Annotated in this window: 25 protein-coding genes; 10 read left to right on the forward strand and 15 right to left on the reverse strand. The window is 71.7% G+C overall.

The genetic code is table 11. The features are described 5' to 3' along the window. Positions 1–151 precede the first annotated feature (151 nt). The 6 genes from IZR02_RS01135 to IZR02_RS01160 are packed head-to-tail and all read right to left on the reverse strand — an operon-like array spanning position 152 to position 5,551. A complete protein-coding gene (locus IZR02_RS01135; protein ID WP_025104124.1) occupies positions 152–1,000 on the reverse strand; it encodes an SMP-30/gluconolactonase/LRE family protein in 849 nt (282 codons plus the stop codon). After that, positions 997–1,818 (reverse strand): hypothetical protein, encoded by an 822-nt coding sequence (locus IZR02_RS01140; protein ID WP_025104123.1) that lies wholly within the window; start codon positions 1,816–1,818, stop codon positions 997–999. The genes IZR02_RS01135 and IZR02_RS01140 overlap by 4 nt, the downstream gene beginning before the upstream one ends. A gap of 49 nt (positions 1,819–1,867) precedes the next feature. Continuing rightward, positions 1,868–2,359 carry a gluconokinase gene (locus IZR02_RS01145; protein ID WP_025104122.1) on the reverse strand — a complete coding sequence of 164 codons (492 nt, stop codon included), beginning with the start codon at positions 2,357–2,359 and terminating at the stop codon, positions 1,868–1,870. Further along, positions 2,356–3,594 carry a D-mannonate dehydratase ManD gene (manD, locus tag IZR02_RS01150; RefSeq protein ID WP_062766088.1) on the reverse strand — a complete coding sequence of 413 codons (1,239 nt, stop codon included), beginning with the start codon at positions 3,592–3,594 and terminating at the stop codon, positions 2,356–2,358. The genes IZR02_RS01145 and manD overlap by 4 nt, the downstream gene beginning before the upstream one ends. Further along, a complete protein-coding gene (locus IZR02_RS01155) occupies positions 3,591–4,772 on the reverse strand; it encodes an N-acetylglucosamine-6-phosphate deacetylase (protein ID WP_025104120.1) in 1,182 nt (393 codons plus the stop codon). The genes manD and IZR02_RS01155 overlap by 4 nt, the downstream gene beginning before the upstream one ends. Beyond that, positions 4,769–5,551, reverse strand: coding sequence for a 6-phosphogluconolactonase (locus IZR02_RS01160; RefSeq protein ID WP_025104119.1), 783 nt, complete (start codon positions 5,549–5,551; stop codon positions 4,769–4,771). Before IZR02_RS01160 ends, IZR02_RS01155 begins: the two co-directional genes overlap by 4 nt. A gap of 139 nt (positions 5,552–5,690) precedes the next feature. Here IZR02_RS01160 and IZR02_RS01165 point away from each other — a divergent pair, with 139 nt between their 5' ends. From IZR02_RS01165 to IZR02_RS01195, 7 genes are all read left to right on the forward strand, one after another. Beyond that, positions 5,691–6,707 (forward strand): LacI family DNA-binding transcriptional regulator, encoded by a 1,017-nt coding sequence (locus tag IZR02_RS01165; protein WP_025104118.1) that lies wholly within the window; start codon positions 5,691–5,693, stop codon positions 6,705–6,707. 44 nt (positions 6,708–6,751) lie between these two features. Beyond that, positions 6,752–7,795, forward strand: a complete 1,044-nt coding sequence (locus tag IZR02_RS01170; RefSeq protein ID WP_025104117.1) for a Gfo/Idh/MocA family protein — start codon at positions 6,752–6,754, stop codon at positions 7,793–7,795. Next, entirely contained in the window at positions 7,792–8,823 is a 1,032-nt protein-coding gene (locus tag IZR02_RS01175; RefSeq protein ID WP_025104116.1) for a Gfo/Idh/MocA family protein, read from the forward strand. Before IZR02_RS01170 ends, IZR02_RS01175 begins: the two co-directional genes overlap by 4 nt. A gap of 15 nt (positions 8,824–8,838) precedes the next feature. After that, positions 8,839–9,702, forward strand: a complete 864-nt coding sequence (locus IZR02_RS01180; protein WP_025104115.1) for a Gfo/Idh/MocA family oxidoreductase — start codon at positions 8,839–8,841, stop codon at positions 9,700–9,702. Positions 9,703–9,934: 232 nt separating this feature from the next. Next, on the forward strand, positions 9,935–11,215 hold the full coding sequence (locus IZR02_RS01185) for an extracellular solute-binding protein (protein WP_025104114.1): 1,281 nt from the start codon (positions 9,935–9,937) through the stop codon (positions 11,213–11,215). After that, positions 11,215–12,195, forward strand: a complete 981-nt coding sequence (locus tag IZR02_RS01190) for a carbohydrate ABC transporter permease (protein ID WP_025104113.1) — start codon at positions 11,215–11,217, stop codon at positions 12,193–12,195. Before IZR02_RS01185 ends, IZR02_RS01190 begins: the two co-directional genes overlap by 1 nt. Then, positions 12,192–13,097 carry a carbohydrate ABC transporter permease gene (locus IZR02_RS01195; RefSeq protein WP_025104112.1) on the forward strand — a complete coding sequence of 302 codons (906 nt, stop codon included), beginning with the start codon at positions 12,192–12,194 and terminating at the stop codon, positions 13,095–13,097. The genes IZR02_RS01190 and IZR02_RS01195 overlap by 4 nt, the downstream gene beginning before the upstream one ends. Before the next feature lie 61 nt (positions 13,098–13,158). Here the strand turns inward: IZR02_RS01195 and IZR02_RS01200 are convergent, their stop codons facing one another. Further along, on the reverse strand, positions 13,159–14,526 hold the full coding sequence (locus IZR02_RS01200) for a mannitol dehydrogenase family protein (RefSeq protein WP_025104111.1): 1,368 nt from the start codon (positions 14,524–14,526) through the stop codon (positions 13,159–13,161). A gap of 42 nt (positions 14,527–14,568) precedes the next feature. Continuing rightward, the gene (locus IZR02_RS01205) at positions 14,569–15,690 is read right to left on the reverse strand and encodes a GntR family transcriptional regulator (RefSeq protein WP_025104110.1); all 1,122 of its coding nucleotides are present in this window, start codon (positions 15,688–15,690) and stop codon (positions 14,569–14,571) included. 223 nt (positions 15,691–15,913) lie between these two features. Between IZR02_RS01205 and IZR02_RS01210 the strand changes: the two genes are divergently transcribed. Continuing rightward, the gene (locus IZR02_RS01210) at positions 15,914–17,572 is read left to right on the forward strand and encodes an Ig-like domain-containing protein (protein ID WP_025104109.1); all 1,659 of its coding nucleotides are present in this window, start codon (positions 15,914–15,916) and stop codon (positions 17,570–17,572) included. 95 nt (positions 17,573–17,667) lie between these two features. On the opposite strand, the gene IZR02_RS01215 is transcribed toward IZR02_RS01210, so the two are convergent. Both IZR02_RS01215 and IZR02_RS01220 read right to left on the reverse strand, forming a co-directional pair. After that, entirely contained in the window at positions 17,668–18,012 is a 345-nt protein-coding gene (locus tag IZR02_RS01215; RefSeq protein ID WP_025104108.1) for a TraR/DksA family transcriptional regulator, read from the reverse strand. A 229-nt stretch (positions 18,013–18,241) separates the two neighbouring features. Beyond that, positions 18,242–20,779 carry an MMPL family transporter gene (locus IZR02_RS01220; RefSeq protein WP_062766092.1) on the reverse strand — a complete coding sequence of 846 codons (2,538 nt, stop codon included), beginning with the start codon at positions 20,777–20,779 and terminating at the stop codon, positions 18,242–18,244. A 68-nt stretch (positions 20,780–20,847) separates the two neighbouring features. Between IZR02_RS01220 and IZR02_RS01225 the strand changes: the two genes are divergently transcribed. Then, positions 20,848–21,420 (forward strand): TetR/AcrR family transcriptional regulator, encoded by a 573-nt coding sequence (locus tag IZR02_RS01225; RefSeq protein ID WP_025104106.1) that lies wholly within the window; start codon positions 20,848–20,850, stop codon positions 21,418–21,420. A 78-nt stretch (positions 21,421–21,498) separates the two neighbouring features. On the opposite strand, the gene IZR02_RS01230 is transcribed toward IZR02_RS01225, so the two are convergent. The 5 genes from IZR02_RS01230 to IZR02_RS01250 form a co-directional block, all read right to left on the reverse strand. Next, positions 21,499–21,642 carry a hypothetical protein gene (locus IZR02_RS01230; RefSeq protein WP_017202962.1) on the reverse strand — a complete coding sequence of 48 codons (144 nt, stop codon included), beginning with the start codon at positions 21,640–21,642 and terminating at the stop codon, positions 21,499–21,501. Further along, entirely contained in the window at positions 21,642–23,969 is a 2,328-nt protein-coding gene (gene purL / locus IZR02_RS01235; protein WP_025104105.1) for a phosphoribosylformylglycinamidine synthase subunit PurL, read from the reverse strand. Before purL ends, IZR02_RS01230 begins: the two co-directional genes overlap by 1 nt. A 109-nt stretch (positions 23,970–24,078) precedes the next feature. Further along, the gene (locus IZR02_RS01240) at positions 24,079–24,459 is read right to left on the reverse strand and encodes a PIN domain-containing protein (RefSeq protein WP_062766095.1); all 381 of its coding nucleotides are present in this window, start codon (positions 24,457–24,459) and stop codon (positions 24,079–24,081) included. Beyond that, positions 24,456–24,719, reverse strand: a complete 264-nt coding sequence (locus tag IZR02_RS01245; protein WP_025104103.1) for a type II toxin-antitoxin system Phd/YefM family antitoxin — start codon at positions 24,717–24,719, stop codon at positions 24,456–24,458. The genes IZR02_RS01240 and IZR02_RS01245 overlap by 4 nt, the downstream gene beginning before the upstream one ends. Before the next feature lie 138 nt (positions 24,720–24,857). Next, positions 24,858–25,808: a helix-turn-helix transcriptional regulator gene (locus IZR02_RS01250; protein ID WP_025104102.1), complete on the reverse strand. Its 951-nt coding sequence runs from the start codon at positions 25,806–25,808 to the stop codon at positions 24,858–24,860. A gap of 99 nt (positions 25,809–25,907) precedes the next feature. Here IZR02_RS01250 and IZR02_RS01255 point away from each other — a divergent pair, with 99 nt between their 5' ends. Beyond that, on the forward strand, positions 25,908–26,348 hold the full coding sequence (locus tag IZR02_RS01255; protein ID WP_025104101.1) for a VOC family protein: 441 nt from the start codon (positions 25,908–25,910) through the stop codon (positions 26,346–26,348). The last annotated feature ends 115 nt before the right edge of the window (positions 26,349–26,463 follow it).

Consider the following 26,463-nt stretch of genomic DNA (forward strand, 5'->3'; position numbering starts at 1 on the left):
TGAGGGGAAAGGGGCCTGCTTTCGTGCGACAGCCTGGTGCCGCGAGCGCCCGGCGGCTCAGGCATCCACGGGTACTCAGGCATCCGCGCAGGCTCAGGCGGCTGGAGGCGAAAGTGCCTGATGCCGCGCGAGCGCCTGCCCCGCGGGCGGGTCAGCCGGCGAAGGGGAGGACCGGGAGGCCGTGCGCCCCGGGACGCACCGCGAACACCGACCCCGCGGCGGTGCCGTGATCGGACGGCAGGCCCTGCGCGGAGGTCGTGATGAAGAGCGTGCCGAGGTCGTCGCCGCCGAACGTGCAGGCACTGACCTGGGGCACCGGCAGCACGATGTCCTCGCGCACGGTCCCAGAAGGCTCGAACCCCCGCACGCGGCTCCCGCCCCACAGCGCGACCCAGACGCTGCCGTCCGCGGCGACCGTGAGGCCGTCGGGCACGCCGTCGTCCTCGGGGATGTGCGCGAACACCCGGCGTCCGCGGAGCTCGCCCTCGCTCACGTCGAACACGTCGATTCGGCCGGTGTCGGTGTCCACGTAGTAGACGCGGCGGCCGTCCGGGGAGTAGCTGACCCCGTTGGACGAGGTCACGCGGGGGAGCACCGTGGTCACGTCGAGGGCGGCGTCGATGCGCAGCACGGTCCCGGCACCCGCGGTGGAGGCCGTGGACATCGATCCGGCCAGGAGTCGTCCTCGCGGGTCGCAGCAGCCGTCGTTCATGCGCACCGGGCCGTCGTCGAGCAGGGTCGCGACGGGACGGGCCTCCGCGTCGGGGCCGTCGGCGAGGTACAGGGTGCGCGCGCCCACCGCCACGAGGCCCCCCGACGTCCGCGGGCGGAAGAACGCGAGGTACTCGTCGTCGATGTGCTGGCGGACGATCTCGTCGCCGCGGAGGGTGAGCAGGTCGCCCGCGTCGCCGTCGACCCAGCGCAGGCCGCCCCACCCGGGCCACCAGACCGGGGCCTCGGCGTGGACGGCGACCGGGCCGGTCACGTTCTCGGGAGTCATGCGCCCTCCGCCGTCCGCCGCGGGTCGGTCACGGGCAGCGGCTCCGGGACGGGGTCGGCATGATCCGCCGCTGCGGCAGGGGCGGACGGAAGCTCCTTCGCCACCTGCTTCTCGAGCACGGTCACGGCCTCGTCGGAGAGCAGGATGAGGCCGTCGAGCTCCTCGCGCACCCGCTTGTACGCGATGTTCCGCTCGGACTGCGTCGCCGACTCGTCCACGGCGACCTTGAGGAGCTGCTGCGCGCGGTCCAGGCGCTTGCGCTCGGCCTCGGTGAACGTCGAGTCGCGCAGCCGCCGGGCGTCCTTCTCCGCGATCTCGAACGCGACCGCGTAGTCGCCGACGGCCTGCAGGTACTCCGCGATCTGGTGCTCCGCGAGCTTCGCGTCGGCGGCGGCCGGACGCAGCGCGTCCGCGGTCTTCTTCGCGCGCAGGAAGGCGGCCGTCAGCGGCTGGCGGCCGTCGCTCATCGCGGGGAAGGCGATGAGCTTGGCGACGTCGAGCTCGTAGTCCAGCCACCGCGCGGTGATCTCATCGTGCTCGGCGAAGAGGCGGGCGAGCAGGTCGTCGGGCGCCACGGAGGCCGTGGTGTCGACGACGGTGGGACCCCCGTGCTTCGCCTGCCGGGCGGCCGCGCGCGCCTCGATCTCGGCGGTCTTGACCTGCGCCTTCATGCGCAGGGCCTCCAGCCGGCGCTCGTGTCGACGCTTGGAGCCGCGCTCCCAGGCCTTGGCGACCCCGCCGGCCATGCCCATGATCGGGAAGACGAGCCACCAGTAGTCACCCGCGAAGTTCCAGAAGCCCCGGATGAACTCGTCCATGATGGGTTCAGCCTACTGCGCGACGGCGGGTCGCCGGGGGCCCGCGCGGTCACGGGAGGGCGCGCACGATCCGGTCGCAGAGGACGGCGGATGCGTCGTCCACGACGATGACGACTCCCGCCTCGTCGGCGCCCAGCGGTTCGAGGGTGTCGAGCTGCGAGCGCAGGAGATCGGGCGGCATATAGTGCCCGGTCCGGCCGTCGATCTGCGCGGCGATGCGCGCGGGGCTCCCGACGAGGCTGACGAACCACGTCCCGGGTGCACGAGCGCGGAGGCGGTCGCGGTAGGCCCGCCGCAGGGCGGAGCACGCGACGACCACCTCGCCCGCGGCCGCGAGGTGGTCGCCCACCCGGTCGAGCCACGGCCAGCGGTCGGCGTCGTCCAGCGGGGTGCCCGAGCGCATCTTGGCGACGTTGGCCGGCCCATGCAGGTCGTCGGCGTCGATGAACGGGACGGCACGCCGCTGGGCGAGCTCGCGCCCGACCGTGGTCTTACCCACGCCGGACACCCCCATCACGACGATCGGCCGCGGAGATGTCACCAGTCGTGGACCGTCCCGTCGAGCAGACGGTTGTACGGCAGGTAGGCCTGGGCGTACGGGTACTTCCCCGCTTCATCGACGTCGAGCGCGACGCCGAGACCGGGGGCGTCACCGGGGTGCAGGTAGCCGTCCGTCCAGGTGAACGACTGCTGGAAGACCTGGTCGGTGCGCGTCCCGTGCCGCATGTACTCCTGGATGCCGAAGTTGTGGATGGCGAGTCCGAGGTGCATGGCGGCCGCCATGCCGACCGGCGAGATGTCGGTCGGCCCGTGCATGCCGGACTTGATCTGGTACATCGCGGCGTAGTCGAGGGTCTTCTTCAGGGCGGTGATGCCGCCCATGTGGGTGACCGCTCCGCGCACGTAGTCGATGAGCTGGTCGCGGATGACGTCCTTGAAATCCCAGACGGTGTTGAAGATCTCGCCGATCGCGAGGGGCGTGGTGGTGTGCTGGCGGACGAGCCGCAGGGCCTCCTGGTTCTCGGCCGGCGTGCAGTCCTCCAGCCAGAAGAGGTCGTACGGCTCGAGGTCCTTCCCGAGGCGGGCGGCCTGGATAGGGGTCATCCGGTGGTGGCCGTCGTGCAGGAGCGGCAGGTCCGGTCCGAACTCTTGGCGCACCGCGTCGAACACTCCGGGGAGGTGCCGCAGGTAGGCACCGGTGTCCCAGTCCTCCTCCACCGGGCGCGCGCCGCGGCGGGCCGGCTCGTGGTCGTACCGCACGGTCGCGTCGCCGACGTCGGCCCCTTGGGCGGCGATCCCGTAGATGGCGCGGAGGGTCGGCACCCCGGTCTGCACGCGGATGGCCCGGTACCCCTGCTCCTGATGCGCCCTGATCGAGTCGAACAGCTCCGGGAGCTCCTTGCCGGAGGCGTGTCCGTAGGCGAGGAGGCCGCCCCGGGAGGAGCCTCCGAGCAGCTGGTACACGGGGAGTCCGGCGACCTTGCCCTTGATGTCCCACAGGGCCATGTCGACGGCGGCGATGGCGGCCATGGTCACCGGGCCGCGGCGCCAGTACGCGCCGCGGTAGAGGAACTGCCAGGTGTCCTCGATGCGGGATTCGTCGGCGCCGAGCAGCAGGGGGACGACGTGCTCGCGGAGGTAGGCGACGACGGCGAGCTCCCGGCCGTTCAGCGTCGCGTCGCCGAGTCCGGTGACGCCGTCCGCGGTCGTGATCTTCAGCGTGACGAAGTTGCGGTCCGGGCTGGTGACGATCACCTCGGCCTTGTCGATGGTCATGCGATGCCTCCCGAGGCCGGTGCGCCGGTCGTGGTCTGGATGAGCTCGCCGGCGATGTGCACCTCGAGCGGGGTGATGCGGGTGTCGCCGGGCCGCCAGTCGAAGAGCAGCACGTCGGCCCGGGCGCCCGGTCGCCAGTGCGGCCCGTCGTCGAGCACGGCGGCGGGGGCCGCGGTGGCGAGGCGCATCGCGGTGGCGAGTGAGCCGGTGAGCCGGGCGACGGTGGCCACGCCGACGTCGAGCGTCTGCACGGAGCCGGCGAGGAATCCGGTGGAGAGGTGGCGCAGGGCGCCGTCGTCGGCGAGGTGCACGCCGCCGCCGACTGTGGAGACGCCACCGTCGCGGAGGGCCGCCGGGGTGGCGACGGCGTCGCTGACGAGGAAGAGGCCGTGGTCGCGCTTGGCGGCGATCATGGTCGCGAGGGTCGCGTCCGGCAGATGGTGGCCGTCGGCGATCACCCCCGCGGCGAGGCGGGGCTCGGCGAGCTGGGTCCACAGGTAGTTCGGATGACGGGGGAGCACGGCGTGCGCGCCGTTGCCGAGGTGCGTGGAGAGGGTGGCGCCCGCATCGACGACCGCGGCGATCTCGGCGTCGGAGGCGTGCGTGTGTCCGACGGCGACCCGCACCCCGTGGGCGACGAGGAAGCGGGTCGCCTCGACGGAGCCGGGGTGGTGCGGGGAGAGCGTCACGACGCGCAGGAGTCCGGGGGCCGCGTCGAGCCAGGACTGCAGCTCGGCGAGGGACGGAGGGCGGATGTGTGCGAGCGGGTGCACGCCGCGGGGTCCGTCCTGCTCCGAGAGACTGGGGCCCTCGACGTGGATGCCTGCGACCGCGCGGGAGGTGGCGGCGGAGGTGCGCACGGCCGCGGCGACGGCGCGGATGCGGGCGACCATGTCGTCGGCGGAGGCTGTGATGACGGTGGGGAGGAAGCGGGTCACCCCGTGCTCCGCGAGCGACGCGGCCATCGCGATAATGTGCGCCGGGTCCGGGACGATTGCGTTCGCGTCGCCGTCGCGGTGCCCGTTGACCTGCAGGTCGATGAGCCCGGGACCGATCCACGGGGCCCCGTCGCCCGGGTCGGCGACGGGGGTGAGGGCGCCGATGCGGCCGTGCTCCACGACGACGTCGAGTCCGCCGGTGCCGAGGGCGTTCCGTCCGTGGAGGGTGAGCGCGGTCATCGCGCCGCCTGCGCGGTCTCGACCCGGGCGGGGTGCAGCAGGGAGGCGGCGTCGCGGTCGACGTGCACCTCGCAGCAGGAGTGGCGGCGCAGCACGGTGCACGGCCAGCGGGCGCTGATCGGCTCCTCGACGAGGGCGCGCACGGCTTCGGCCTTGCGCGCGTCGGGGACGGCGCACACGAGGTGCGCGCCGGCGAGCAGGGCGGGGATGGTGAGGGTGAGCGCGTGCGTGGGCACGGCGTCGAGAGTGTCGAAGCACTCGTCGTCGACCTGCTGCACGCGGCTGGCGAGGTCGAGCTGCACGGTGCGCACGGGGCACGGGTCGCCGAGGTCGGCGTCGGGCGGGTCGTTGAAGGCGATGTGGCCGTTCACGCCGATGCCCAGGCAGACCAGGTCGATCGGTGCTTCCGCGAGCAGCTCGGCGTACTCGGCCGCGGCCGCCGCGGCGCCGCGTTCGGTGTGCATCGGGTGGAACGCGGCGGGGTGCACGACGTCGACGAGGTGGGTGCGCAGCCAGGTGCCGAATCGCTGCGGTGCGGCGGCGTCGAGCCCCAGGTACTCGTCCATGTGCAGGATCGTGATGCGGTCCCACGGCACCTCGGGCTCGGTGGCGAGCGCGCGGTACACGTCGAGCTGGCTGGGGGCCGCGGCGGCGATCATCCGCGCCGAGCCGCGGGCGGCGACGGCCTCGCGCAGGGTCTGCGCCGCGGATCGGGCGGCGGCAGCGCCCATCGCGATGCGGTCGGGATGGGCGTGCAGGGCGAACGTCGTCGTGCTCATGATCCGCCAGCGTAATGCAACCGCTTGCAAAGTCAAGCCCTCGACGCGGACCGACGAGACGGCACCCACCCCTGGGCGCCGGGCGGACGCGGACGCCGACACGCGCGCCGCAACCGCAGGCGGGCTTAGTGTGTGTGACGTGACAGCCAACAGGAAGACGCCGTCGGGTTCCGTGACGATCGGCGACATCGCGCGGGTCGCCGGGGTCTCCCGGTCGACGGTGTCGCGTGCGTTCAGTCGCCCCGAACTGCTCAACCCCGAGACGGTCCGCCGGGTCAAGGCCGCGGCGGACGAGCTGGGTTACGTCGTCAACCATGCGGCGCGCGCGCTGTCGACCGGTCGCTTCGGCAACGTGGCCGTCGTCGTTCCCGACATCGCCAACCCGTTCTTCCCTCCGCTCGTGCGCCGCGTGCAGACGCTCGCCGACGCCGAGGGGTACGCGGTCTTCCTCGGCGACTCCGACGAGATCGCCGACCGCGAGGCGAACCTGACTTCCCGCCTCAGCGCGCAGGTCGAGGGCTTCGTGCTCGCCGCACCCCGCCTGGACGAGGAGCGCATCCGGGAGCTCGACGCCGCGCGCCCCGTCGTGCTGGTCAATCGTGACATCGAGGGCCTGGCCCGGGTGCTCATCGACCCGAGCGGCGGGCTCGACGAGGCGGTGGCGCACCTGCACCGACTGGGTCATGCGCGCGTGGTGTACCTGTCGGGGCCGCGGGAGTCGTGGTCGGATCAGCAGCGCCGCGCGGCCCTCGATCGCGCGGCCACGCGGGTCGGGCTCGAGGTGATCGTGCAGGAGCTGGGTCGCCCCAGCTCGGCCGGCGGGCGCGACGCGGTCGGCGGCATCCTCGCCTCCGGTGCCACGGCCGTTATCGCCTTCGACGACGTGGTCGCGCAGGGGGTCATGGCGGGGCTGGCCCTGCGGGGAGTCGACGTGCCGCGGGACATCAGCGTGATCGGCTGTGACGACACGCTGGCCTCGGGGACGCATCCGGCCCTCACCACCATCTCCGCCGCGTCCGCCGCGGCCGGGGAGGCGGCGGCGGAGCTGCTGCTCGGGGTGCTCGCGAGCGGCCAGCGATCCGATGCGCGCGTGACCATCGCCACCCACCTCGTGGTGCGCGCGACGACGGAGGCCGCGCACCCGCCGCAGGGCTGAGCGGCGGTTGACAGTGCAACCGGTCGCATGATTCACTGTCGCCCATGCCTCGGATCGCGATCATCGGTGCCGCCCATCCGCACGTCGACTACGTGCTCGACGAGCTGGCCCGCACCGACCGCGCCGGATTCGAGCTCGTCGGCGTGCAGGACGCGGATCGGGAGATCGCCGAGCGGCACGCCGCCCGGTTCGGCGTCCCCGCCGTCGACCACGCGGACGACCTCCTCGCCCGCGGCGTCGACGTCGCGGTGATCGCCGGTATCTACGGCGGCCGCGGCGCGGAGGTCGTCGCCGCGCTCCGCGCGGGCGCTCACGTGCTGGCCGACAAGCCGCTGTGCACGTCCGTCGCCGAACTCGACGCGATCGCGGCGGCGGCCGCCCAGACCGGCCGCACGGTGAACCTCATGCTGGAGAAGCGGGGGTACCCCGAGACGCGGGCCGCGCTCGCGGTCGTCCGCTCCGGCGAGCTCGGCGACATCGTGGGCATCACCTCCTCCGGTCCGCACAAGCTCAACCGCGACCAGCGCCCGGCCTGGTTCTTCGATCCCGCGGCGTACGGCGGCATCCTCGGCGATCTGTCCGTCCACGACCTCGACGCGGCCCTGCTGTTCGCGCCCGCCGACGAGGGCGTCGTCCGCGGGGTCGTGTCCGCCCCGCTCGACGGAGAAGACCTCTTCCCCCGGTATGGCGCGGCGACCCTCACGACCCCGGGGACGGTGGTCACGGCGGAGGTGAGCTGGCTGACGCCGCGGGCCTCCGACGTGCACGGCGACTACGGTCTGCGGCTGGTCGGCACCCGCGGCACGGCCGAGATCTTCTGGGCCCGCGGCCGTGTGGAGGTCACGACCGACGATCGCCCGACGCGCGAGCTGGAGCTGCCGGCCGGTCTCCGCCCCGCCCAGGAGGCGCTGGACGCGTTCGCCGCCGGCCGCACCCCCCAGGTGGGCACGCGCGACTCGCTCGCGGCGACCCGCCTCGCCCTCCTCGCCCAGAAGTCCGCCGACCAGGGCGGCGTCGCGCTCCCCTGGTCGCGCACCGCCGACGGCGTCGTTCCCGACGTCGCGTCCCGACGACAGGAGTCCTCATGACCGAACCGCTGCGCATCGCCATCGTCGGCGCGGGGGTGATCGGCGCGGTCCATGCCCGCCTCGTCGCCGCGCTCGACGGCGCCGGAGAGCTCGCCGCCGTCGTCGACGTAAACGAGAGCAGAGGGCGTGCGCTCGCCGCGCAGTACGGGGTGCCCTTCCACGCCTCCGCCGCCGCGGCGTACGCGACCGAGCGGATCGACGTGGCGGCCGTCTGCCTGCCCAGTGCGTTCCACGCGGACGCGGTCGTCGAGGCCCTCGACGCGGGCGTCGACGTGATCGTCGAGAAGCCGATCGACGTTACCCTCGCGGCCGCCGATCGGGTTCAGGCGGCCGAGCGCGCCTCGGGCCGCACGGTCTCGGTCATCAGCCAGCGCCGCTTCCAGCCGGTCGCCTCGTTCCTGCGTCGATCGATCGACGAGGGCGCGCTGGGCCGCGTGACCTCCGGGGTCGTGGAGTCGGCGTTCTTCCGCCCCCAGGAGTACTACGAGTCGGGCGACTGGCGCGGAACCGCGGCCATCGACGGCGGCGGGGCGCTGATGAACCAGGGCATCCACGCGCTCGATCTGCTGCTGTGGATGCTCGGCACGCCTGTCTCGGTGAGCGCCAGGACGGGACGGCTCGCGCACGACGGCATCGAGGTGGAGGACGTCGCCGGCGCGGTGATCGCGTTCGAGAGCGGCGCGATCGGGCTGCTGCTCGCGAGCACCGCCGCGTTCCCCGGACTCCCGGTCCGCCTCGCGGTGCACGGATCAGCCGGCACCGCCGTGATGGAGAACGACGGGCTGTCGTTCTTCGCCTCCGCCACCGCGCCTGCGCCGGCCGCGGACACCCTCGTCGAGCATGACGTCCCCGAGGGGTGGAGCGACGTCGACATGGCACACCGCCGGCAGTACCTCGACGTGATCGATGCGATCCGGACCGGGCGACGACCGGCCATCACCACCGACGACGGCCGCCGTGCACTGCAGGTCGTGCTCGCGGTCTACGAGTCCGCCCGCACCGGTCGTCCCGTCGACCTCGCCGAGTGAAAGAGGATGAGACACATGAGAACGAGAGACGTCGCCATCGTCGGCATCGAGAACAGCCACGCCGAGGAGATCATCCGCTACCTCAACGTCGAGCAGCCGGCCGCCGTGCCGGTGCGGGTGGTCGCGCTCGTCGCCGGCGAGGAGGAGCGCACCAGGGAGCTCGCGGCGCTCGGCGGGATCACCCGCATCGTCGCGGACCCGGCCGAACTGCACGGCGCGATCGACGCCCTCATCGTCACCTCCCGGGACGGCGCGCGGCACCGTGCGCTCGCCGTGCCGTTCCTGGAGGCGGGTACCCCGGTGTGGGTCGACAAGCCGCTCGCGGCGAGCGTCGCGGACGCGGAGGAGATCATCGCCGCGGCCGCCCGCGGGCGCACCCCGCTCACGTCGTCCTCGGCGCTGCGCTGGGTGGCGGACACGGACGCGCTCGCCGACGGCCTCGACGGGATCGGCGAGCTCCAGACGCTCACCGTCACAGGACCGGCGGATGCCGCGAGCCCGTACAGCGGCATCTTCTTCTACGGCATCCACATCGCCGACGTCGCACAGCGACTGGTGCCCGGTGAGCCGGAGGACGTGGACGTCCGGCTGCTCCCCGGGGGAGTGGTCGCCCGGTACCGCGTGGACGGGGTGCTGGTGACGCTGGAGTTCATCCGCCCCGACGGGGACGGCCAGGTGCCGTTCCGGGCGACCGCGGTCGGGGGACACGGGGTCCTCAGCCGCGACATCGTGCTGGGCGCGGACTACGTGCAGCCGGGGGTCGACGCGTTCGCCCGGATGCTGGAGACCGGGGAGAGGCCGATCCCGGATGCGCAGCTGCTGGCACCCGTCCAGGTGCTCGCGCAGGTCGCGACCGCGGTGACGGCCCCCGTCGCCTGAGCCTGCAACGCGGTGCAGGGCGCCGCACGGTCGGGTGCTGTTCTCGGGGCAGGATGCGCGTCAGCGGCCCGCCGGACACCCGGAAACACAAGAGAAACACAACTGTTACACCCTCTTCCCCGAAGAAGCCCTTGTAATGCAACCGATTGCACGTTAGCGTGAGATCCGGTTGATCCACCCGTTCATCGGACACCTGTCGGTGACCGTCGAAGAAGACCATGGAGGAACGAGAATGGCACGACGCACCCTGATCGCGGCAACCGCTTCACTGGCCGCGGTGCTGGCCGTCACCGGCTGCAGCTCCGGCAGCGGCAACGCCGGAGACGGCGACGCCGAGAGCGGAGACCTCCGCGTCTGGCTCATGCAGGACTCGGTGTCCGACGACGCCGTCGCGTGGCTCGAAGAGGAGTTCGCGGCGCAGAACCCCGGGTCCACTCTCACCGTCGAGATGCAGCCCTGGGACGACATCGTCTCGCGGCTGCAGACCTCGTTGGCCAGCGCCTCCGAGACCCCGGACATCGTCGAGATCGGCAACACCAAGACCGCGACGTTCGCCAATGTGGGCGCGCTCGCCGACATCTCCGACCTGTACGACGAGGTCGGCGGCGACGACCTCATCCCGAGTTTCGTCGACCAGGCGACTCTCGACGGCAAGACCTACGCCTACCCCCTCTACGCCGGAACGAGCGTGGTGTTCTACCGCACGGACCTGCTGGAGAAGGCGGGCGTCGAGGCACCGGAGACGCTCGATGACCTCGTGGCGGCCGCCGCGGCCGTGCAGAAGGCCAACCCCGACGGCGTCGACGGCTTCAAGGGCATGTACTTCCCCGTCGTCGACGTGCACGGCCTCGAAGGCTGGTTGTTCTCGCATGACGCGAACTACGCCGAGGAGAAGGACGGCGCGTGGGTGAGCGGACTCGACACCCCGGAGGCCAAGGCCGCGCTGACGCAGATGCAGACCCTCTGGCAGGACTCGTCCCTCGGCGCGCTCGACGCCAAGGAGACCGCCGGCAACCCCTGGGTGCCGTACAACAACGGCGAGGTCGCCATGTTCTCCTACCGGGTCTTCGCGCAGGACAGCATCGCCCCCGAGCTCGCCGACGTCACAGGCGTCATGGCCCTGCCGCCGGCGGAGGCAGGAGGGGAGAGCCACCAGTTCCTCGGCGGCTCGAACGTCGGCATCGCCGCGAAGTCGTCCCGGCAGGAGCTCGCGAAGAAGGCCATGAAGCTCATCCTCAGCGAGGACTTCATGACCCAGCTCGCCGAGGACTCCGGCTGGGTGCCGGGGAACACGACATTCGCGTCGGCCATCCCCGACGGGATCGTGCCCGCCGAGCTGCAGCAGCAGATCGCCGACACCAGCCGCCTCACCCCCGCCGCGCCGAACTGGGCGATCGTCGAGGGCAACAACATCCCGGTCGACCTCTACTCCGCGATCGCCAAGGGCGAGGACATCGACGAGGTGGTCGCGCGCATCGGCGCGAAGATCGAAGACACCCTCAACGCCGACTGATGATGGCCACTCCCGTGATCGACGTCGAGGCCGCCCCCGCGGCGCCTCCGTCGGCGGCCGCTCCTCGCACGCGCTCGCGCCGCGGGCGGGGAGCGCTGCTGCCGTACCTCCTGATCGCGCCGCTGCTGACCGCGGTGGTGATCGCCCTCGGCTGGCCGCTGCTGCAGCAGTTCCTCATGTCGCTGCAGAAGTTCGGTCTTGCCCAGCAGTTCGGCGCGGAGCCGGAGTGGGTCGGACTGGCCAACTACGGCCGGATCCTCACCGATCCCGCCATGTGGGTCGTGTTCTTCCGCTCCGTGCTGTTCTGCGCGGTGTGCGCGTCCTTGTCGATGGTCGTCGGCATGCTTCTCGCGCTGCTGCTGACGAAGGTGAGCAGCTGGGCCCGCATCTCACTCCAGGTCACCCTGCTGCTCGTGTGGGCCACCCCGGCGCTCGTGACGATGGTGATCTGGCAGTGGCTGTTCGACGCCCGCTACGGTCTCGTGAACTGGATCCTCGCCCGCATCGGCTTCCCCGACATGGCCGGCTTCCCGTGGACCTCCACGCCGATGGGCGTGTTCACGATCGCCGCGATCACCGTCATCTGGGGCAGCCTGCCGCTGATCGTGTTCATGATCCACTCGGCGCTCACGCAGGTGCCGAACGAGGTGCTCGAGGCGGCTCAGCTCGACGGCGCCGGTCCGTGGACGCGGTTCCGTCATGTGACCCTGCCGCTCATCACCCCCGCGGTCATGATCGTCGGCCTCCTCCAGATCGTGTGGGACCTGCGCGTGTTCACGCAGATCTACGTGCTGCAGCAGGCCGGCGTCTCGATCGAGGAGACCAACCTCCTCGGCACCTACATCTATCGGATCGGCATCGGGCAGGGCGAGTACGGCGATGCGTCCGCGCTCGCCACCATCGTGCTGATCCTCACCCTGCTGCTCACCTGGAAGTACATCGCCAAGATGTTCGCCCAGCAGAAGGAGGCCGCGGAATGAGCGCCGACACCATGCCCCGCACGACCGACCTCCCGGCCGTCGTGCCCCCGCGCTCCCGGCGCAGCCTCGGCACCCGCAACGACGCCCGGCGTCGCGGCTGGAACGGGGTGGCCATCGCGGCCGCGTTCCTCCTCGTGTTCCCGATCTACTGGATGGTGAACACGGCGCTCTCCGACAACGACGACCTCTTCTCGCGCACGCCGCGGTTCTTCCCGTTCCCGCTGACCTTCGACAGCTTCGCCGGCATCCTCGCCGACAGCGGCTTCTGGTCGGCGCTCGGCATGAGCGCGGGCGTGACCGTGGTCGTCGTGGTCGTCGCGGTGCTCTTCGGGTTCTTCGCGGCCGTCGCCGTCAGCCGGTTCCGGTTCAAGGGCGGCGGCCTCATCATCCTTCTGGTCCTCATCGTGCAGATGATCCCGACCGAGGCCCTGTTCATCTCCCAGTTCCGCATGCTGGACGGCTGGAACCTGCTGAACACCGTCGGAGGACTCTCGCTGCTCTACATCGGCACGGTCGTGCCGTTCACGGTGTGGCTGCTGCGCGGCTTCATCCACGGCATCCCCGCGGAGCTCGAGGAGGCCGCGATGGTCGACGGCTGCAGCCGGTTCGGGGCGTTCGTGCGCGTCACCCTCCCTCTGCTCGGCCCGGGTATCGTGACGGCCTCGGTGTTCTCGTTCCTCCAGGCGTGGAATGAGTACACGCTCGCCCTCGTGGTCATGACCAAGCCAGGCAACGCCACGCTGCCCCTCTGGCTGCAGACTTTCAGCAGCGAGTTGTCGGCCACCGACTGGGCGGGGATCATGGCGGGCGCCACGCTCATCTCGATCCCCGTCGTGATCCTGTTCCTCTTCGTCCAGGGCCGGCTCGGCGCCGGCATGATGGCCGGAGCAGTGAAGGGCTGATCCGCGGGAGAGCCGCCGGCCTCGCGGGGTCGGCGGCTCCGGCGTGTCCGGGGCCGGAACGCTACGGGCGGACGGGCGAGAGCCGGACGTCCGCGGCTGCGAGGTCTGGTGCGAGCAGCTCGAGGAGGGCGTGCGGCGGGTCGGCGACCGCGGCCCGGCGGGCCAGCTCGTCCGCGGCGACGTCGTCGAGCGGACGGCCCGCGCGGACCTCCGCGACGACGAAGCGGATCCACGCATCGATGAGCCGGATGGCGGCCGCGCCGGAGACGCCCCGCGCCAGGGCCAGCCGGAGGGGGTCCACCGCGCGGGCGCGCAGCTTAACGCTGCCGTCGGCGGCGATCTGGCGGAGCCGGTGCGCGATCGCCGGGTTGGCGAAGCGGGCGGTCAGCGCGGCACGGTAACCGGGGAGGTCGAGATCGGCGTCGGGGAGGAGGGCCTCGGCGAGGTCCCACAGCGCCCGCACCCCGGCCGCGCCGGAGGGATCGGCGATCGCCTCCGCCACCGTCTCCCGGCCGCGGATCAGCCCGTCGTATGCGAGCAGGGAGTGGGCGCCGTTCAGCATCCACAGCTTGCGTCTCTCGAACGGCGCGATGTCCGCGACGAACAGGGCTCCCGCGTCCTCCCAGCGCGGACGCGCGCCGCGGAAGGTGTCGGTGAGGATCCAGCTGTGGAACGGCTCGGTGATCACCAGGGCGTCGTCGTCGACCCCGGTCCGCGCCTGGAACGCCGCGACGTCGGCGGGGGTCACACGGGGCGTGATGCGGTCCACCGCGGTGCTCACGATGTCGATCCGCTGCCCGATCCACGCGGCGAGCTGAGGGGAGACAGCGGTCGCGGCGTCGATGAGCGCCCGCTCCAGCGCCGCGCCGTTCGCGTCGAGGTTGTCGCAGGGGACGAGGGCGAGCGGGGCGTCGGGCACCGCACCACGGCGGGCGTCCAGTCCCCAGAGCAGCCGTCCGGGCATCGTCTTCAGCGCACCGGGGGTCACAGGCGCGGCGTCCGGTCCGAGCGCCGCCGCCAGCAGAGCGAGGTCGGCCCGGACATCGGGGTCGTCACGGTCGAGGCGGCCGTCGGCGGCGAGCCGATAGCCCTTCTCTGTCACCGTGAGCGTGACGATCGACACCTCGGGGCGACCCAGGAGGTCGCGCAGCGCATCGGTGTCGGCACCTTCGTACGCCGCGACGATGCTCTCGACGGTCTCGATCCCGTCGCCGTCGGCGCCGCGGGTGAGGAGCGTGTAGACGTCGTCCTGCCGGGCGAGCAGGGCCGCCTGGTCCGGGGAGCGGCCGGTGAAGGCGGCGATGCCCCACTCCCTCCCGGGGTCGGCGTGCGCGGTGAACCAGGCCTGGTGCGCCCGATGGAAGGCCCCGAGGCCGAGGTGGACGATGCGGACGGGGGCGCGGGGCGCACGACGGGTCGGGCGGGGCACGGGTCACCTCTTCTCGAGGGAGCGGCCCTCGTCGACTCCACCCTAGGATGGGGTCGGCAGGGATGCAAGCGGTTGCATGGAACGGGCGGAGAGGGTGGATCGGGCCCGACTTGACGAACGCCGGCGCACCTCCGGCTGCAGCAGCATCCGCACCGGTGCCGGGCGGCCGCCGCCGTCCAGTCTCGCCAGCAGGGTCGAGGCAGCGAGGCGACCGATCTCCCGCTTCGGCGGGGAGACCGCGGTCAGGGGCACCGGCGCGTGCGCGGCCTCTTCGTCGTCGTGGGAGACGAGCGCGACGTCCTCGGGCACCGACAGCCCGACACCGTGGAGATGCGGGAGCAGCGCGATCGCCTCCCGGTCGCCCAGGCACACGACGGCGTCCAGGGCGAGCTCCCGCACGCGCCGTGCGTAAGCCGCGACGGCCGGGGTGTCCCACGACGAGCGCCGCTCCGTCCCGTCGGCGACGTCGGTGAGGCCGAGGTCGTCTATCCCGCGCTGGAAGCCGCGCCAGGCGGCCGCCGAAGTGGCGGTGTCGCGTCGGCCGAGGAACCCGATCCGCCGCCGTCCCGCGGCCGCGAGGTGTCGGACTGCCGCATAGCCGCCGGCCACGACGTCGGTGCAGACGGCCGAGAGGGTGTCGTCCGGCGGAGCGCCGGTCGGCAGTCGCTCCATCAGCACGACGGGCACGGGGAGGCCGCGCAGCAGGTCGAGGCGGGCGGACGGGTCGGCTCGATGCAGGGTGGGGGTGAGGAGAAGGCCGTCGCAGCCGTCAGCGATGGCCTCTCGGATGCGGCGGATCTCGACCGCGTCGTCGTACGCGCTGGAGGTGACGCGCAGGGTGGCCCCGGCGGCCGCCGCCACCTCGGCGACGCCCGCCACCACGGCGGGGAAGTAGTAGTCGAGCGACGGCACGATCACTCCGATCCGCCGTCGCGCCCGCGCGGCCACGTAGGTGCCCGCGCCCTGGCGTCGCACGACCAGTCCCTCGGCGGCGAGCAGGGCCAGCGCACGGCGCACGGTGTTGACGCCGACCGCGTGCGCGCCGGCCAGCGCGGTCTCCGGGGGCAGGCGGTCGCCGGGCGTCCACTCGCCTGCCGCGATCCGCGCGCGAAGCTGTGCGGCGAGACTCCGGAACAGCGGCTGGGTGTTCGGAAAAGCGCTCACACGACCCTCCCGTCCGTGGGTGTCTGCTTTGTGCAACCGTATTCATTCCAAGGGTGCGGGACAAGGGTCCCCCGGCCGCTGCGGATCTCCGACGGGCCGGCAGGAGTGCGCAGTCCTTCCCCTATTCCTTCCCTCCCGCGTGTCCCGCGTTGACCCGTCTCCCGCGCGGCGTCACGGTGGCAGTCACGACGACTCCGCGCCGCGCGGAGCGGAAGGAGACACGATGAGACGCACACGCTGGCTGTCGGCGCTGGTCGCCGCCACCCTTCTCGCCGGCGGGGCGGTCGCCTCGAGCGGCGCCGCCTCCGCCCAGACGGTCACGACCGCCCTCGCCATCACCTCGCCGACCGACGGTGCCGTCGTCAGCGGCTCGACCCTCACCGTCGAGGGTAGCTTCGCCAATGCCGCGGAGCTCGTGCTCGTCGTCGGGGCGCAGGAACTGGTGCCCATCCCGACCAGCGGCACCTCCGGCACCTGGAGCGTCGATCTCGACATCGCGGACGTCGACGGACGGCTCGATCTCGCCGTCCGCGGCCGCGACCTCACGACGCTGTACACGACGTGGTCGGACTTCCTCGCCGTGGAGGTCGACAACCCCGCCGCCTCGCGTCCCGTCGTCACCATCGCCTCTCCTGTCGAAGGGGCGTACGCGGGCTCGAGCCTGGACGTCGAGGTCGCGGTGCAGTCGGATCGTGCACTGACGACGGTCGAGGTGCGGGTCGACGGCGGTGCCTGGCAGGCCGCCACCGCGCAGTCCGGCGGGCTGTACGCGACGTCATTCCCCGTTGGGCCCGCGCGGTTCGCGAGCATCGAGGCGCGGGCCGTCGACGTGTCCGGGCACACGGGGGAGTCGACGACCACCTACGTGGCCCTCGGCGGGGCGACCCCGGAGGCCCCGGTCGTCTACGACCAGGACCGCGCGATGTGGATCTGGGAGCGCGCCTCGTACGAAGCCGTCTTCGACACCGACGCCCGGGACCGTCTCGGCGCCGTCATGGACGACACGACGACCTTCGGCTCCGACCCCATCCGCACGATCTACCTCGGCGTCGACAAGTACGGCAGCACCGACATGCTGCGGGAGTCGCGGTCCGAGGTGGCGGCGTTCGTCCAGTGGGCGCGCGGCCGCGGCTACCACGTGCAGGCCACCGTCGCCGGTGGCACGCGTCCGCCCTATCTCGGCGCGCTGGAGCAGTTCGAGCACTTCGCCGTCGACGAGTTCGAGAAAGTCCTCGACTACAACCTCGCCGTGCCGGAGTCGGCCCGCTTCGACGGCATCAACGTCGATATCGAGCCGTACATCCTGTCCGCGTGGAAGGAGCCCGGCAACGGCGGCCTGCCTGTCCGCTGGCTCGAGGTGCTCGACACGCTCATCGAACGTCGGGACGCCTCGGGGCTCCCGGTGCTCGTGGGGCCGGCCATCCCGCGGTGGCTCGACTCGTCGGCCTGCTGCACGTCCATCACCTGGAACGGGCAGACGAAGGCCCTGAGCGATCACATCCAGGACATGACCGACTACATCGCGATCATGGACTATCGGGACACCGCGGACGGCAGTGCCGGGATCATCGCGCAGGCGCAGCACGAGATCGACTACGCGAACCAGATCGGCAAGCCGAACTCGGTCGTCGTCGGCATCGAGACGAAGGACCTCTCGGGCACCGGTGACCCGGAGACGGTGACGTTCTGGGAGGAGGGGCGCACCTACCTCGAGGGCGAGCTCGACAAGACCTACGCCGCGTTCCAGGATGACGCCTCCTTCGGTGGCATCGCCATGCACCACTACGACGATCTGCTGATGCTGCCATCGGCCTGGGACGACACCCCGCCGGTCTACTACCCGGTGCCCGGCGCCGGCCCGGGAGGCCCCGCCCTGCCCTGACCCGTGGTCACACCTTCGGAGATCCCGGCCGGCACGCCGTCGACAGTCCCTGTCGCCCGGCGTGCCGGCCCACGTCTCCGAAGTCGTGCCCGGCGTCAGCGACCGAGCTTCTCGGCGCAGGCGACGCAGTACTCCGCGAACGGCCGCACCTCCAGGCGCTCCGGCGGGATGGGTCGCCCGCAGTGCGCGCAGATGCCGTAGGTCCCGGCGTCCATCCGCATCAGCGCCTCGTCCACCTGGCGGAGCTCCTCCTGCGCCGCCTCGGCCAGCCCCGACAGTCGGGACCACTCCGACGAGAGCGTCACCCCCTCCGGGTCGTGCTCGTCATCGTCGTTCGAGCCCTCGCGGTCGTGCATGAGCTCCGCGAGCGTAGTCGCCGTCGCCGCGACGCGGGCTTCGGCCTCGGCGCGGCGCTCTTGCAACAGCGCTCGCAGATCCATCCGCCCACTCTAGGCCCGCCCTGCGACACCCGCGTCGTCGCCGGACCAGCCGTCCGCGCGAGATCAGGCGACACCGGCTGCAGGTGCCTGAACTCCCGCGCCTGCCTGTCCCCTCCGGACAGCCTGCCCCCGCGACCGCTCGCGCAGGTTCAGGCATCCGCGCGGCATCAGGCGACCCTGGTGACAGGTGCCTGAACCCGCGCGAATGCCTGTCCCGCGCGAACCAGACTCAGCCGCGACGGGTGCGCGGGGGCTCCACGGTGGGGACGGAGTCGGTGTGCACGCTGGGGTGGTCCCGCTCCAGCGCCGCGCCCTCCATGTCGACGTTCGGGATGATGCGGTCGAGCCACTTCGGCAGCCACCAGGCCGAGCGTCCGAGCAGGTGCATGAGCGCGGGCATCAGCAGCATCCGCACCACGAACGCGTCGAGCAGCACGCCGAACGCGAGACCGAACCCGATGGACCGGATGATGGTCGACTCCGAGAACACGAACCCGCCGAACACCGACACCATGATGAGCGCGGCCGCGATGACGACCGAGCGCCCGGCTCGGAAGCCCTGCGCCACGGCATCGCGCGCGGAGGCGCCGTGAACATAGGCCTCCCGCATCCCCGACGCGAGGAAGAGCTGGTAGTCCATCGCGAGTCCGAACAGGATGCCGACGAGGATCACCGGCAGGAAGCTCAGGATCGGACCGGTGCTGTGCAACCCGATGAGGTCGGCGCCCCACCCCCACTGGAACACCGCGACGATGAGCCCGTACGTCGCGAACAGCGACAGCACGAACCCTCCTGTGGCGATGAGCGGCACGAGCAGCGAGCGGAACACGACGATCATGATGAGCAGCGACAGGCCCACGACGACCACGAGGTACAGCGGGAGCACGCTCGCCAGAGCCTCGGAGATGTCGATGTTGGTGGCGGCCTGACCGGCGACGCCGAGGGTGATGCCGCCGTCGATCTCGGGGAGACCCCGCAGATCCTGCACCAGCTTCTCGGTGGAGGCGCTGTTCGGGCCTTCGGCGGGCAGCACCTGGAAGGCGAGGAGCGTGTTGTCGTCCGACGTCGCGACGGGGGCCACCGCGACCACGTCGTCCTGCTCGGCGATCTTCTCCGCCACGGTCACCTGCGTGGCCAGCAGGTCGTCGTCGCTCACGGCGTCGTCGAGGGTCGCGGTCACCAGGAGCGGCCCGTTCGCGCCCTCGCCGAACTGCTCGTCGACGGTCGAGAACGCGCGGTAGCTGGTGGAGTCGGCCGGTTCGCTCGACCCGTCGGGGAGGCCGAGGCGCATCGACATCGCGGGGATCGCGATCACGAGCAGCGCGACGACGCTGACGAGCGCGGTGACGACGGCGCGCAGCGTCGACATCCGCCGCACGGGCTTCCCGGCCACGTGCTCCTGGCCGATGGTCGCCCGCGCCTTGCGGCCGAGCAGACGGGTGCCGACGAGGCCGAGGATCGCCGGGGCGAGAGTCACGGCGACGAGCACGGCGACGGCGACGCACACCGCTCCCACCGTGCCCATGAGGCCGAGGAACGGCACGCCCGTCACGTTGAGGGCGAGGAGCGCGACGATGACCGTGGTCCCCGCGAACACCACCGCGGTCCCGGAGGTACCCGTGGCCAGACCGATGGACTCGCGCACGGGCGACCCGGCCAGCAGCTGCTTGCGGTGCCGGTTCACGATGAAGAGGGAGTAGTCGATGCCGACCGCGAGCCCCAGCATCACGCCGAGGACGGGAGTCACCGAGGCCATGTCGACGACGCCGGAGAACGCGAGCGACGCCGTGACGCCCACGCCGACGCCGACCACGGCCGTGACGATGGGCAGGGCCGCACCGATCAGCGAACCGAGCATCACGATGAGCACGACCGCGGCGAACGCGAGACCGATGGCCTCGCCGACGCCGAAGATCTCGGGCACGCCCTGGGCGATGTCGGTGCCGAAGTCGACCGTGACGCCGTCGATCTCCTCGTCCTGGAAGTGGGCGATGGTGCTCTGCTTGGTCTCTTCGGCGAGCTCCAGGCGCGGATCGACGAAGGAGACGTTGACGATGGCCGTGGAGCCGTCCTCCGAGACGACGCCGATGCCGTCCGCGAGGTCCAGCAGGGTCGTGCCGAGGTCCAGCTGCTCCGCGCTGTCGGCGAGCTCCGCGCGGTTCTCGTCGATGGTGTCCTGCTGCGCGTCGAGCTGCGCGAGCTGGGCGTTCAGCTGCGCGAGCTGCGCGTCGAGCGCGGCGGTCTGCTGGGCTGGCGCGCCGGCGGCCTCGGCCTGCGCGCGCGCCCCTTCGAGCTGGGTGATCCCGGCCTCGAGCTGTGCCCGGCCGTCGTCGAGCTGGGCCTGGCCGGCGTCGAGCTGGGCGCGGCCGTCGTCGAGCTGGGCCTGGCCGTCCGTCAGCTCCTTCGCCTGCTCGTCCTGCAGCCGCTGGGCGTCGAACGGGTCGACGACGGAGGCGACGCCGTCGAGGTCTCCCGCGCTCGCGGCGAGGTCGGAGATCGCCTGCTTCTGCTCGTCGGTGAAGGGCTCCCCGTCGTCCGTCCGGTAGACCACCGTCCCGGTGCCCCCGGCGGTGTCCGGCAGCTTGTCGGCGAGCTGATCGGTGACCTCGCCGGAGGCGGTGCCGGGGATGTCGAAGCTGTTGCTCAGCGTGCCGCCGAAGGTGAGGAAGGCGCCGACGCCGAGCCCGAGGATGAGCACCCAGGAGACGATCACCGTCCACGCCCTGCGCGCAGCGAAAGAACCCAGACGGAACAGCAGTGAAGCCACGTGATCTCCTTCAGACGAAAAGAGCATACGGCACGTCTCGTCTAGGGATCTGTGGCTATCCTGAACGCATGGTGAACGAGCATCGCAGTGGCCCTGTGCGCAGCACTGCGGCCCGCGAGGCGATCCTCGATGCGACGGCCCGGCTCTTCCACAATCAGGGGTATGACCGGCTCACGATCGAGGGCATCGCCAAGGAGGCCAAGGTCGGCAAGCAGACCATCTACCGCTGGTGGCCGTCGCGCGGCGCGCTCATCGGGGAGTGCCTGGCCGAGGGACGCCTCATCCCCGTGGACTTCGTCGTGCCCGACACCGGAGACCTCTCCGCCGACGTGGAGACCTGGCTGCGGAGCGTCCTGTCGATCCTCGAGAAGCCCCAGGGCGGTGTGCTGCTGCGGTCTCTCGTGGCCGCGGCCACGGAGGATGCCTCGGTCGGTGCGCACCTCGGCGAGAGCCTCGGGGTGGAGAAGTACCTGTCGGAGCGTCTCCGCGGCGGCATCCGCGACGGTCAGCTGCCGGAGGACGCCCCGGTCGAGCAGCTCGGTCGCGCCATCCTCGGGGCCATCATCGTGGAGTCTCTCGGCCGCGAGGCCCACGATCCGGGTTCCGTCGTCGCCCTGACCCGCTACCTCTTCGCTCGCTGAGGTCGCGGATTCGCACGGGGTCGCACGGATTCAGGGAACCCCTGCGACCCGGGTGCGAATCTGCGACGCGGGCCCGGATCAGCCGAGGAGCAGGGTGAGCACGGTCGCGCCGCCGCCACCGAGGATCAGCGCCACGATGACGGTCCACGCGATGATGCGGATGCGCCGGTTGCGCTTCTCGCCGAGGTCGCCGTAGTCCTCGCTGAGGCCGTCGCCGCTCATCAGGCCACCGGCTCCGTGACGGTCGGGCCGAAGTACGACGGCAGCGTGGCCTGCGAGCGCTCGCGGAGCTCGGCGGCCGAGACGGTGAAGACGTCCTGCACCTCGAGCTGCGGCTCGCTGTCCGTGACGCCGATGCGGGCGACCGGGTAGCCGCGGCCCTCGCAGAGCCCGCGGAACTTCACGTCGTCCTCGCGGGGAACGGTCACGATCACGCGGCCGGTCGACTCGGAGAACAGGGCGGTCGCGGCGTCCACGCCATCGCGCTCGATGATCTCGTTGAGCCAGACCCGGGCGCCGACGCCGAAGCGCATGACGCCCTCGGCCAGGGCCTGCGCGAGACCGCCTTCGGAAAGGTCGTGCGCCGAGGAGATGAGCCACTCGTCACGGGCCGCGGCGAGCAGTCCGGCGAGGCGCTTCTCGCCCGCGAGGTCGACCTTCGGCGGGCGGCCGCCGAGATGCTGGTGCACGACCTCGGCCCACGCGGAGCCGGAGAGCTCGGTCGACGTGGTGCCGAGCAGGTAGATGTTCTGCCCCTCGTCCTGCCAGCCGGACGGGATGCGGCGGGAGACGTCGTCGATGATGCCCAGCACGCCGACGAGCGGGGTCGGGTGGATCGGCACGTCGCCGGTCTGGTTGTAGAACGAGACGTTGCCGCCGGTGACGGGGGTGCCCAGCTCGTAGCAGCCGTCTGCGAGGCCGTCGACGGTCTGCCCGAACTGCCACATGACCTCGGGGTTCTCGGGAGAGCCGAAGTTGAGGCAGTCGGTGATGGCCGTTGGCACGGCACCGGTGACGGCGACGTTGCGATACGCCTCGGCGAGCGCGAGCTGCGCGCCGGCGTACGGATCAAGCTGGCAGTAGCGGCCGTTGGCGTCGGTGGCGACGGAGAAGCCCAGGCCGGACTCCTCGTCCACGCGGATCATGCCGGCGTCGTCGGGGAAGCTCAGGGCCGTGTTACCGAGCACGTAGTAGTCGTACTGGTTCGTGATCCAGCTCGTGTCCGCGAGGTTCGGGGAGGCGACGAGGGCGAGGAACTGCTCGCGCAGCGTCTCCGCGTCGTTCGCGCGCGGCAGGTTCTCGGCGGCGTCGGCCTGCAGCGCGTCGATCCACGTAGGGTAGGCGACCGGGCGGTCGTAGACGGGACCGTCGACCGCGACGGTCGAGGGGTCGACATCGACGATGCGCTCGCCCTGCCAGTCGATGATGAGGCGTCCATCGCCGGTGACCTCGCCGAGCACGGAGGTCTCGACCTCCCACTTGTTCACGACGGCCAGGAAGGCGTCGAGCTTCTCGGGGGCGACGATGGCCATCATGCGCTCCTGCGACTCCGACATGAGGATCTCCTCGGCCGTGAGTGTGGGGTCGCGCAGCAGCACGTTGTCGAGCGAGACGTGCATGCCGCTGTTGCCGTTGGCCGCGAGCTCGCTGGTCGCGCAGGAGATGCCGGCGGCGCCGAGGTCCTGGATCGCCTCGACGAGTTCGCCGCGGTAGAGCTCCAGACAGCACTCGATGAGCACCTTCTCGGCGAACGGGTCGCCCACCTGCACCGCGGGGCGCTTGGTCGGGCCGCCGTCGGCGAACGTGTCGGAGGCCAGGATGCTCGCGCCGCCGATGCCGTCGCCGCCGGTGCGGGCACCGAACAGGACGACCTTGTTGCCGACGCCGGTGGCGTTCGCGAGCTTGAGGTCTTCGTGGCGCAGCACTCCCACCGCGAGCGCGTTCACGAGCGGGTTGGCCTGATAGACGGAATCGAAAACCGTCTCGCCGCCGATGTTCGGAAGGCCGAGGCAGTTGCCGTAGAAGCTGATGCCGCTGGTCACGCCGTGCACGACGCGGGCGGTGTCCGGGTGGTCGATCGCACCGAAGCGCAGGGCGTCCATCACGGCGACGGGGCGGGCGCCCATCGAGATGATGTCGCGGACGATGCCGCCGACACCGGTCGCCGCACCCTGGAAGGGCTCGATGAACGACGGGTGGTTGTGCGACTCGGCCTTGAAGGTCACGGCCCAGCCCTCGCCGACGTCGACGACGCCCGCGTTCTGGCCCATGCCGACCATCAGGCGTTCCTTCATCTCGTCGGAGACCTTCTGGCCGAAGCGGCGCAGGTAGTTCTTGCTCGACTTGTAGGAGCAGTGCTCCGACCACATCACCGAGTACATCGCCAGCTCGCCCGAGGTGGGGCGGCGGCCGAGGATCTCCTTGATGCGCGCGTACTCGTCGTCCTTGAGCCCGAGGGCGCCGTACGGCTGCTCCTTCTCGGGCGTCGCGATCGCGTTCTCGACGGAGTCGGGGACGTGCTGGGGGGAAGGTGCAGGGGCGGTGGTCACGCGCACTCCAAAGGAAGGGGCCGGCGGGGCGTCTTCAGTCTACCGGCGCGGTCGGGGCCGTTCTCTCGTGCGTGCCGTCGGACGGCGTCAGGACGGGAAGGCGGCGGCGTCATGGCAGCTCGGCGAGGGTCAGGCCCTGCGCGCGTGCGGCGGCGGCGAGCTCGCGGTCGAACGTGAGGAGCGCCGTGACCACGTCGCCGAGTTCGAGCGCGGCGGCGAGGTGGAGAGCGTCCAGAGTGCGGAGCCCTGAGCCTGCCCGGGTGGCCGCGGTCAGCGTCTCGTCGTCGAGGGAGACGAGCGCGACGCGGTCGAGGAGGTCGACGACGGCTTCACGGTCGAGGGAACGGCGGTCGGCGATCGCGTGCAGCTCCACGGCGAGGAGGCGCGAGGAGACGAACTCGCTGCCGTCCGCGAAGGCGCGGACGACCGCTTCCGACCCCCCTTCCTCGATGAGTGCCTTCGCGGCTGCTGAGGTGTCGAGGTAGATCACGACCGGTCGGCTCGAAGCTCGCCGAGGATCTCCGTCACGGACAGCGAATCCGGCACGGGGGCGCGGCGGAGCGGACCGCTCGCGCGGGGCAGCGTCACCCGCCCGTTGGCGATCATGCGTGTCCAGGCCGTCTCAGCGGGCGGCGACAGCTCGGCGATCGGGCGCCCGCGGTCTGTCACCGTCAGGTGCTCGCCGGCGGTGACGCGCGCCAGCACCCGCGCGGTCTGTTGATTCAGTTCGGTCTTCGACACGGTGCCCATCTCCTCAGGGTAGGTCCAAAGTAGTAGAACTACTAGTTCTCCGATTCGTGGGTCCAGTGAACCATCGCTCGGCGACATTGCGAGGCCGCACGGACGGATCTCCCCGAAGGCTCTGGATAACTCCCCTGCAGGGCAGCGTCAGGAGGAGGAGTGCGCTGCTGCGAACCGCTGCGCCAGCACCCCCGCCGCCTCGCGCAGCGCCTCGGGCCCGACCACCGTGAACGGCGCGTCGAACCGGGCCACCGCGGCGAGCACACCCGTCCACGACCAGGAGCCGACCGTGACTCGGCACGAGTCATCCGACAGCGGCACCACGGCGCCGTCTCCGACCCACGGCGCCACGTCCCGCGCCGGCAGGGCGATATCCACCACGCCCGTGCACGGCCAGCGGTCCTCGGTCGTCGAGCCCTTGGCACGGGCGGCGAGGAAGGTCTGTGCGTCCGCGGCGGGCAGGGGTCGCGGCGTGAAGGAGGGCCCGGTCGGCGTGCGTGGCTGCAGTCGATCGAGGCGATACGTGCGCCAATCGGCCGCGTCGAGGTCCCAGGCCAGCAGGTACCAGCGGCCCTCGCGCGCCACGACGGCATGAGGCTCGGTGCGCCGTGGAGGGCGGTCCCGCGCGGATCCGTAGTCGAAGCGGAGCACCTTCCGGTCGCGTACCGCCGCGCTCGCCGCCTCCAGTACGGCCGGGTCGGCGCGGACCGTGGCCGGTGCTCCGTCGAAGCGGATCCCGTCGATGCGGTGGCGCAGGCGTGAGGGCATGACCTGACGGACGGTCGCGAGCGCGCGCTGAGCGGCCTCGGTGACCTCGACCCCGGTCGCGCTCGCACTCTGCAGGGCGACGGCGATCGCCACGGCCTGCTCGTCGTCGAACAGAAGCGGCGGCATGTCCGACCCCGCTTCGAGGCGGTAGCCGCCGTACGGGCCCTTGGCGGATCCGATGCGGTAGCCGAGCGCGCGCAGTCGATCGACGTCGCGGCGCACCGTGCGCGGTGTGACGCCGAGACGGTCGGCGAGTTCCCCGCCGGGCCAGTCGCGCGTCGCCTGCAGCAGGGACAGCAGCGCGAGCATGCGCGACGAGCTTCCGGTCATGGCTCCATTCTGCGGTGGAAAGAGGACAGAAACAGACCTCTACCTCTGTGACGGTGGGATCACGCGGTCCGATCGGCGGACCGGGACACGGAGGACACCATGACTCTCACGACCACCACTCACCTCAACTTCCGCGGCACGGCCCGTCAGGCCCTCGACTTCTACCGGTCGGTCTTCGGCGGCGAGGTGACCGCGGCCACCTACGGCCAGTTCGGGATGCCGGAGGGTGTTCCCGGGTTCGACAAGCTCGTGTTCGGCCAGCTCGACGGGCCCGTGCGCCTGATGGCGTATGACGTCCCGGGATCGGACGACACGGCCGCGACTGCCGGCACCACCCGTCGTGAGAATGGGATGACGATCACGGACCGCTCCTTCTTCCAGTCGCTGCGAGCGGACTCCCTGGATGAGCTGCAGCCCGTCTGGGACGCTCTCGTCGAGGGGGCGACGGTGATCGAACCTCTCGCCGCCTCCGCGTGGTCCGCCGGTTTCGGCATGCTCACCGACCGCTTCGGCGTGACCTGGGTCCTCGACGTCGCCTGACCCCCGTCGGACCCTCGACCCGGCCCCGTGCGGTCGACCCGGCCCCTTGCGCCCGTCCGCAACGGGCCGGGATGCAGGCAAGGGGGTGGGTCAACGAGCGGCGTGCCTCCTGCAG

The sequence above is a fragment of the Microbacterium paraoxydans genome (assembly GCF_019056515.1).
Classification (GTDB): Bacteria; Actinomycetota; Actinomycetes; order Actinomycetales; family Microbacteriaceae; genus Microbacterium.

Coding starts and splice junctions, on each gene's coding strand:
- IZR02_RS01135 (WP_025104124.1), bottom strand. CDS start 1,000: ATGACTCCCGAGAACGTGACCGGCCCGGTCGCCGTCCACGCCGAGGCC.
- IZR02_RS01140 (WP_025104123.1), bottom strand. CDS start 1,818: ATGGACGAGTTCATCCGGGGCTTCTGGAACTTCGCGGGTGACTACTGG.
- manD (WP_062766088.1), bottom strand. CDS start 3,594: ATGACCATCGACAAGGCCGAGGTGATCGTCACCAGCCCGGACCGCAAC.
- IZR02_RS01155 (WP_025104120.1), bottom strand. CDS start 4,772: ATGACCGCGCTCACCCTCCACGGACGGAACGCCCTCGGCACCGGCGGA.
- IZR02_RS01160 (WP_025104119.1), bottom strand. CDS start 5,551: ATGAGCACGACGACGTTCGCCCTGCACGCCCATCCCGACCGCATCGCG.
- IZR02_RS01170 (WP_025104117.1), top strand. CDS start 6,752: ATGCCTCGGATCGCGATCATCGGTGCCGCCCATCCGCACGTCGACTAC.
- IZR02_RS01175 (WP_025104116.1), top strand. CDS start 7,792: ATGACCGAACCGCTGCGCATCGCCATCGTCGGCGCGGGGGTGATCGGC.
- IZR02_RS01180 (WP_025104115.1), top strand. CDS start 8,839: ATGAGAACGAGAGACGTCGCCATCGTCGGCATCGAGAACAGCCACGCC.
- IZR02_RS01185 (WP_025104114.1), top strand. CDS start 9,935: ATGGCACGACGCACCCTGATCGCGGCAACCGCTTCACTGGCCGCGGTG.
- IZR02_RS01190 (WP_025104113.1), top strand. CDS start 11,215: ATGATGGCCACTCCCGTGATCGACGTCGAGGCCGCCCCCGCGGCGCCT.
- IZR02_RS01195 (WP_025104112.1), top strand. CDS start 12,192: ATGAGCGCCGACACCATGCCCCGCACGACCGACCTCCCGGCCGTCGTG.
- IZR02_RS01210 (WP_025104109.1), top strand. CDS start 15,914: ATGAGACGCACACGCTGGCTGTCGGCGCTGGTCGCCGCCACCCTTCTC.
- IZR02_RS01215 (WP_025104108.1), bottom strand. CDS start 18,012: ATGGATCTGCGAGCGCTGTTGCAAGAGCGCCGCGCCGAGGCCGAAGCC.
- IZR02_RS01225 (WP_025104106.1), top strand. CDS start 20,848: ATGGTGAACGAGCATCGCAGTGGCCCTGTGCGCAGCACTGCGGCCCGC.
- IZR02_RS01230 (WP_017202962.1), bottom strand. CDS start 21,642: ATGAGCGGCGACGGCCTCAGCGAGGACTACGGCGACCTCGGCGAGAAG.
- IZR02_RS01245 (WP_025104103.1), bottom strand. CDS start 24,719: ATGGGCACCGTGTCGAAGACCGAACTGAATCAACAGACCGCGCGGGTG.
- IZR02_RS01250 (WP_025104102.1), bottom strand. CDS start 25,808: ATGACCGGAAGCTCGTCGCGCATGCTCGCGCTGCTGTCCCTGCTGCAG.
- IZR02_RS01255 (WP_025104101.1), top strand. CDS start 25,908: ATGACTCTCACGACCACCACTCACCTCAACTTCCGCGGCACGGCCCGT.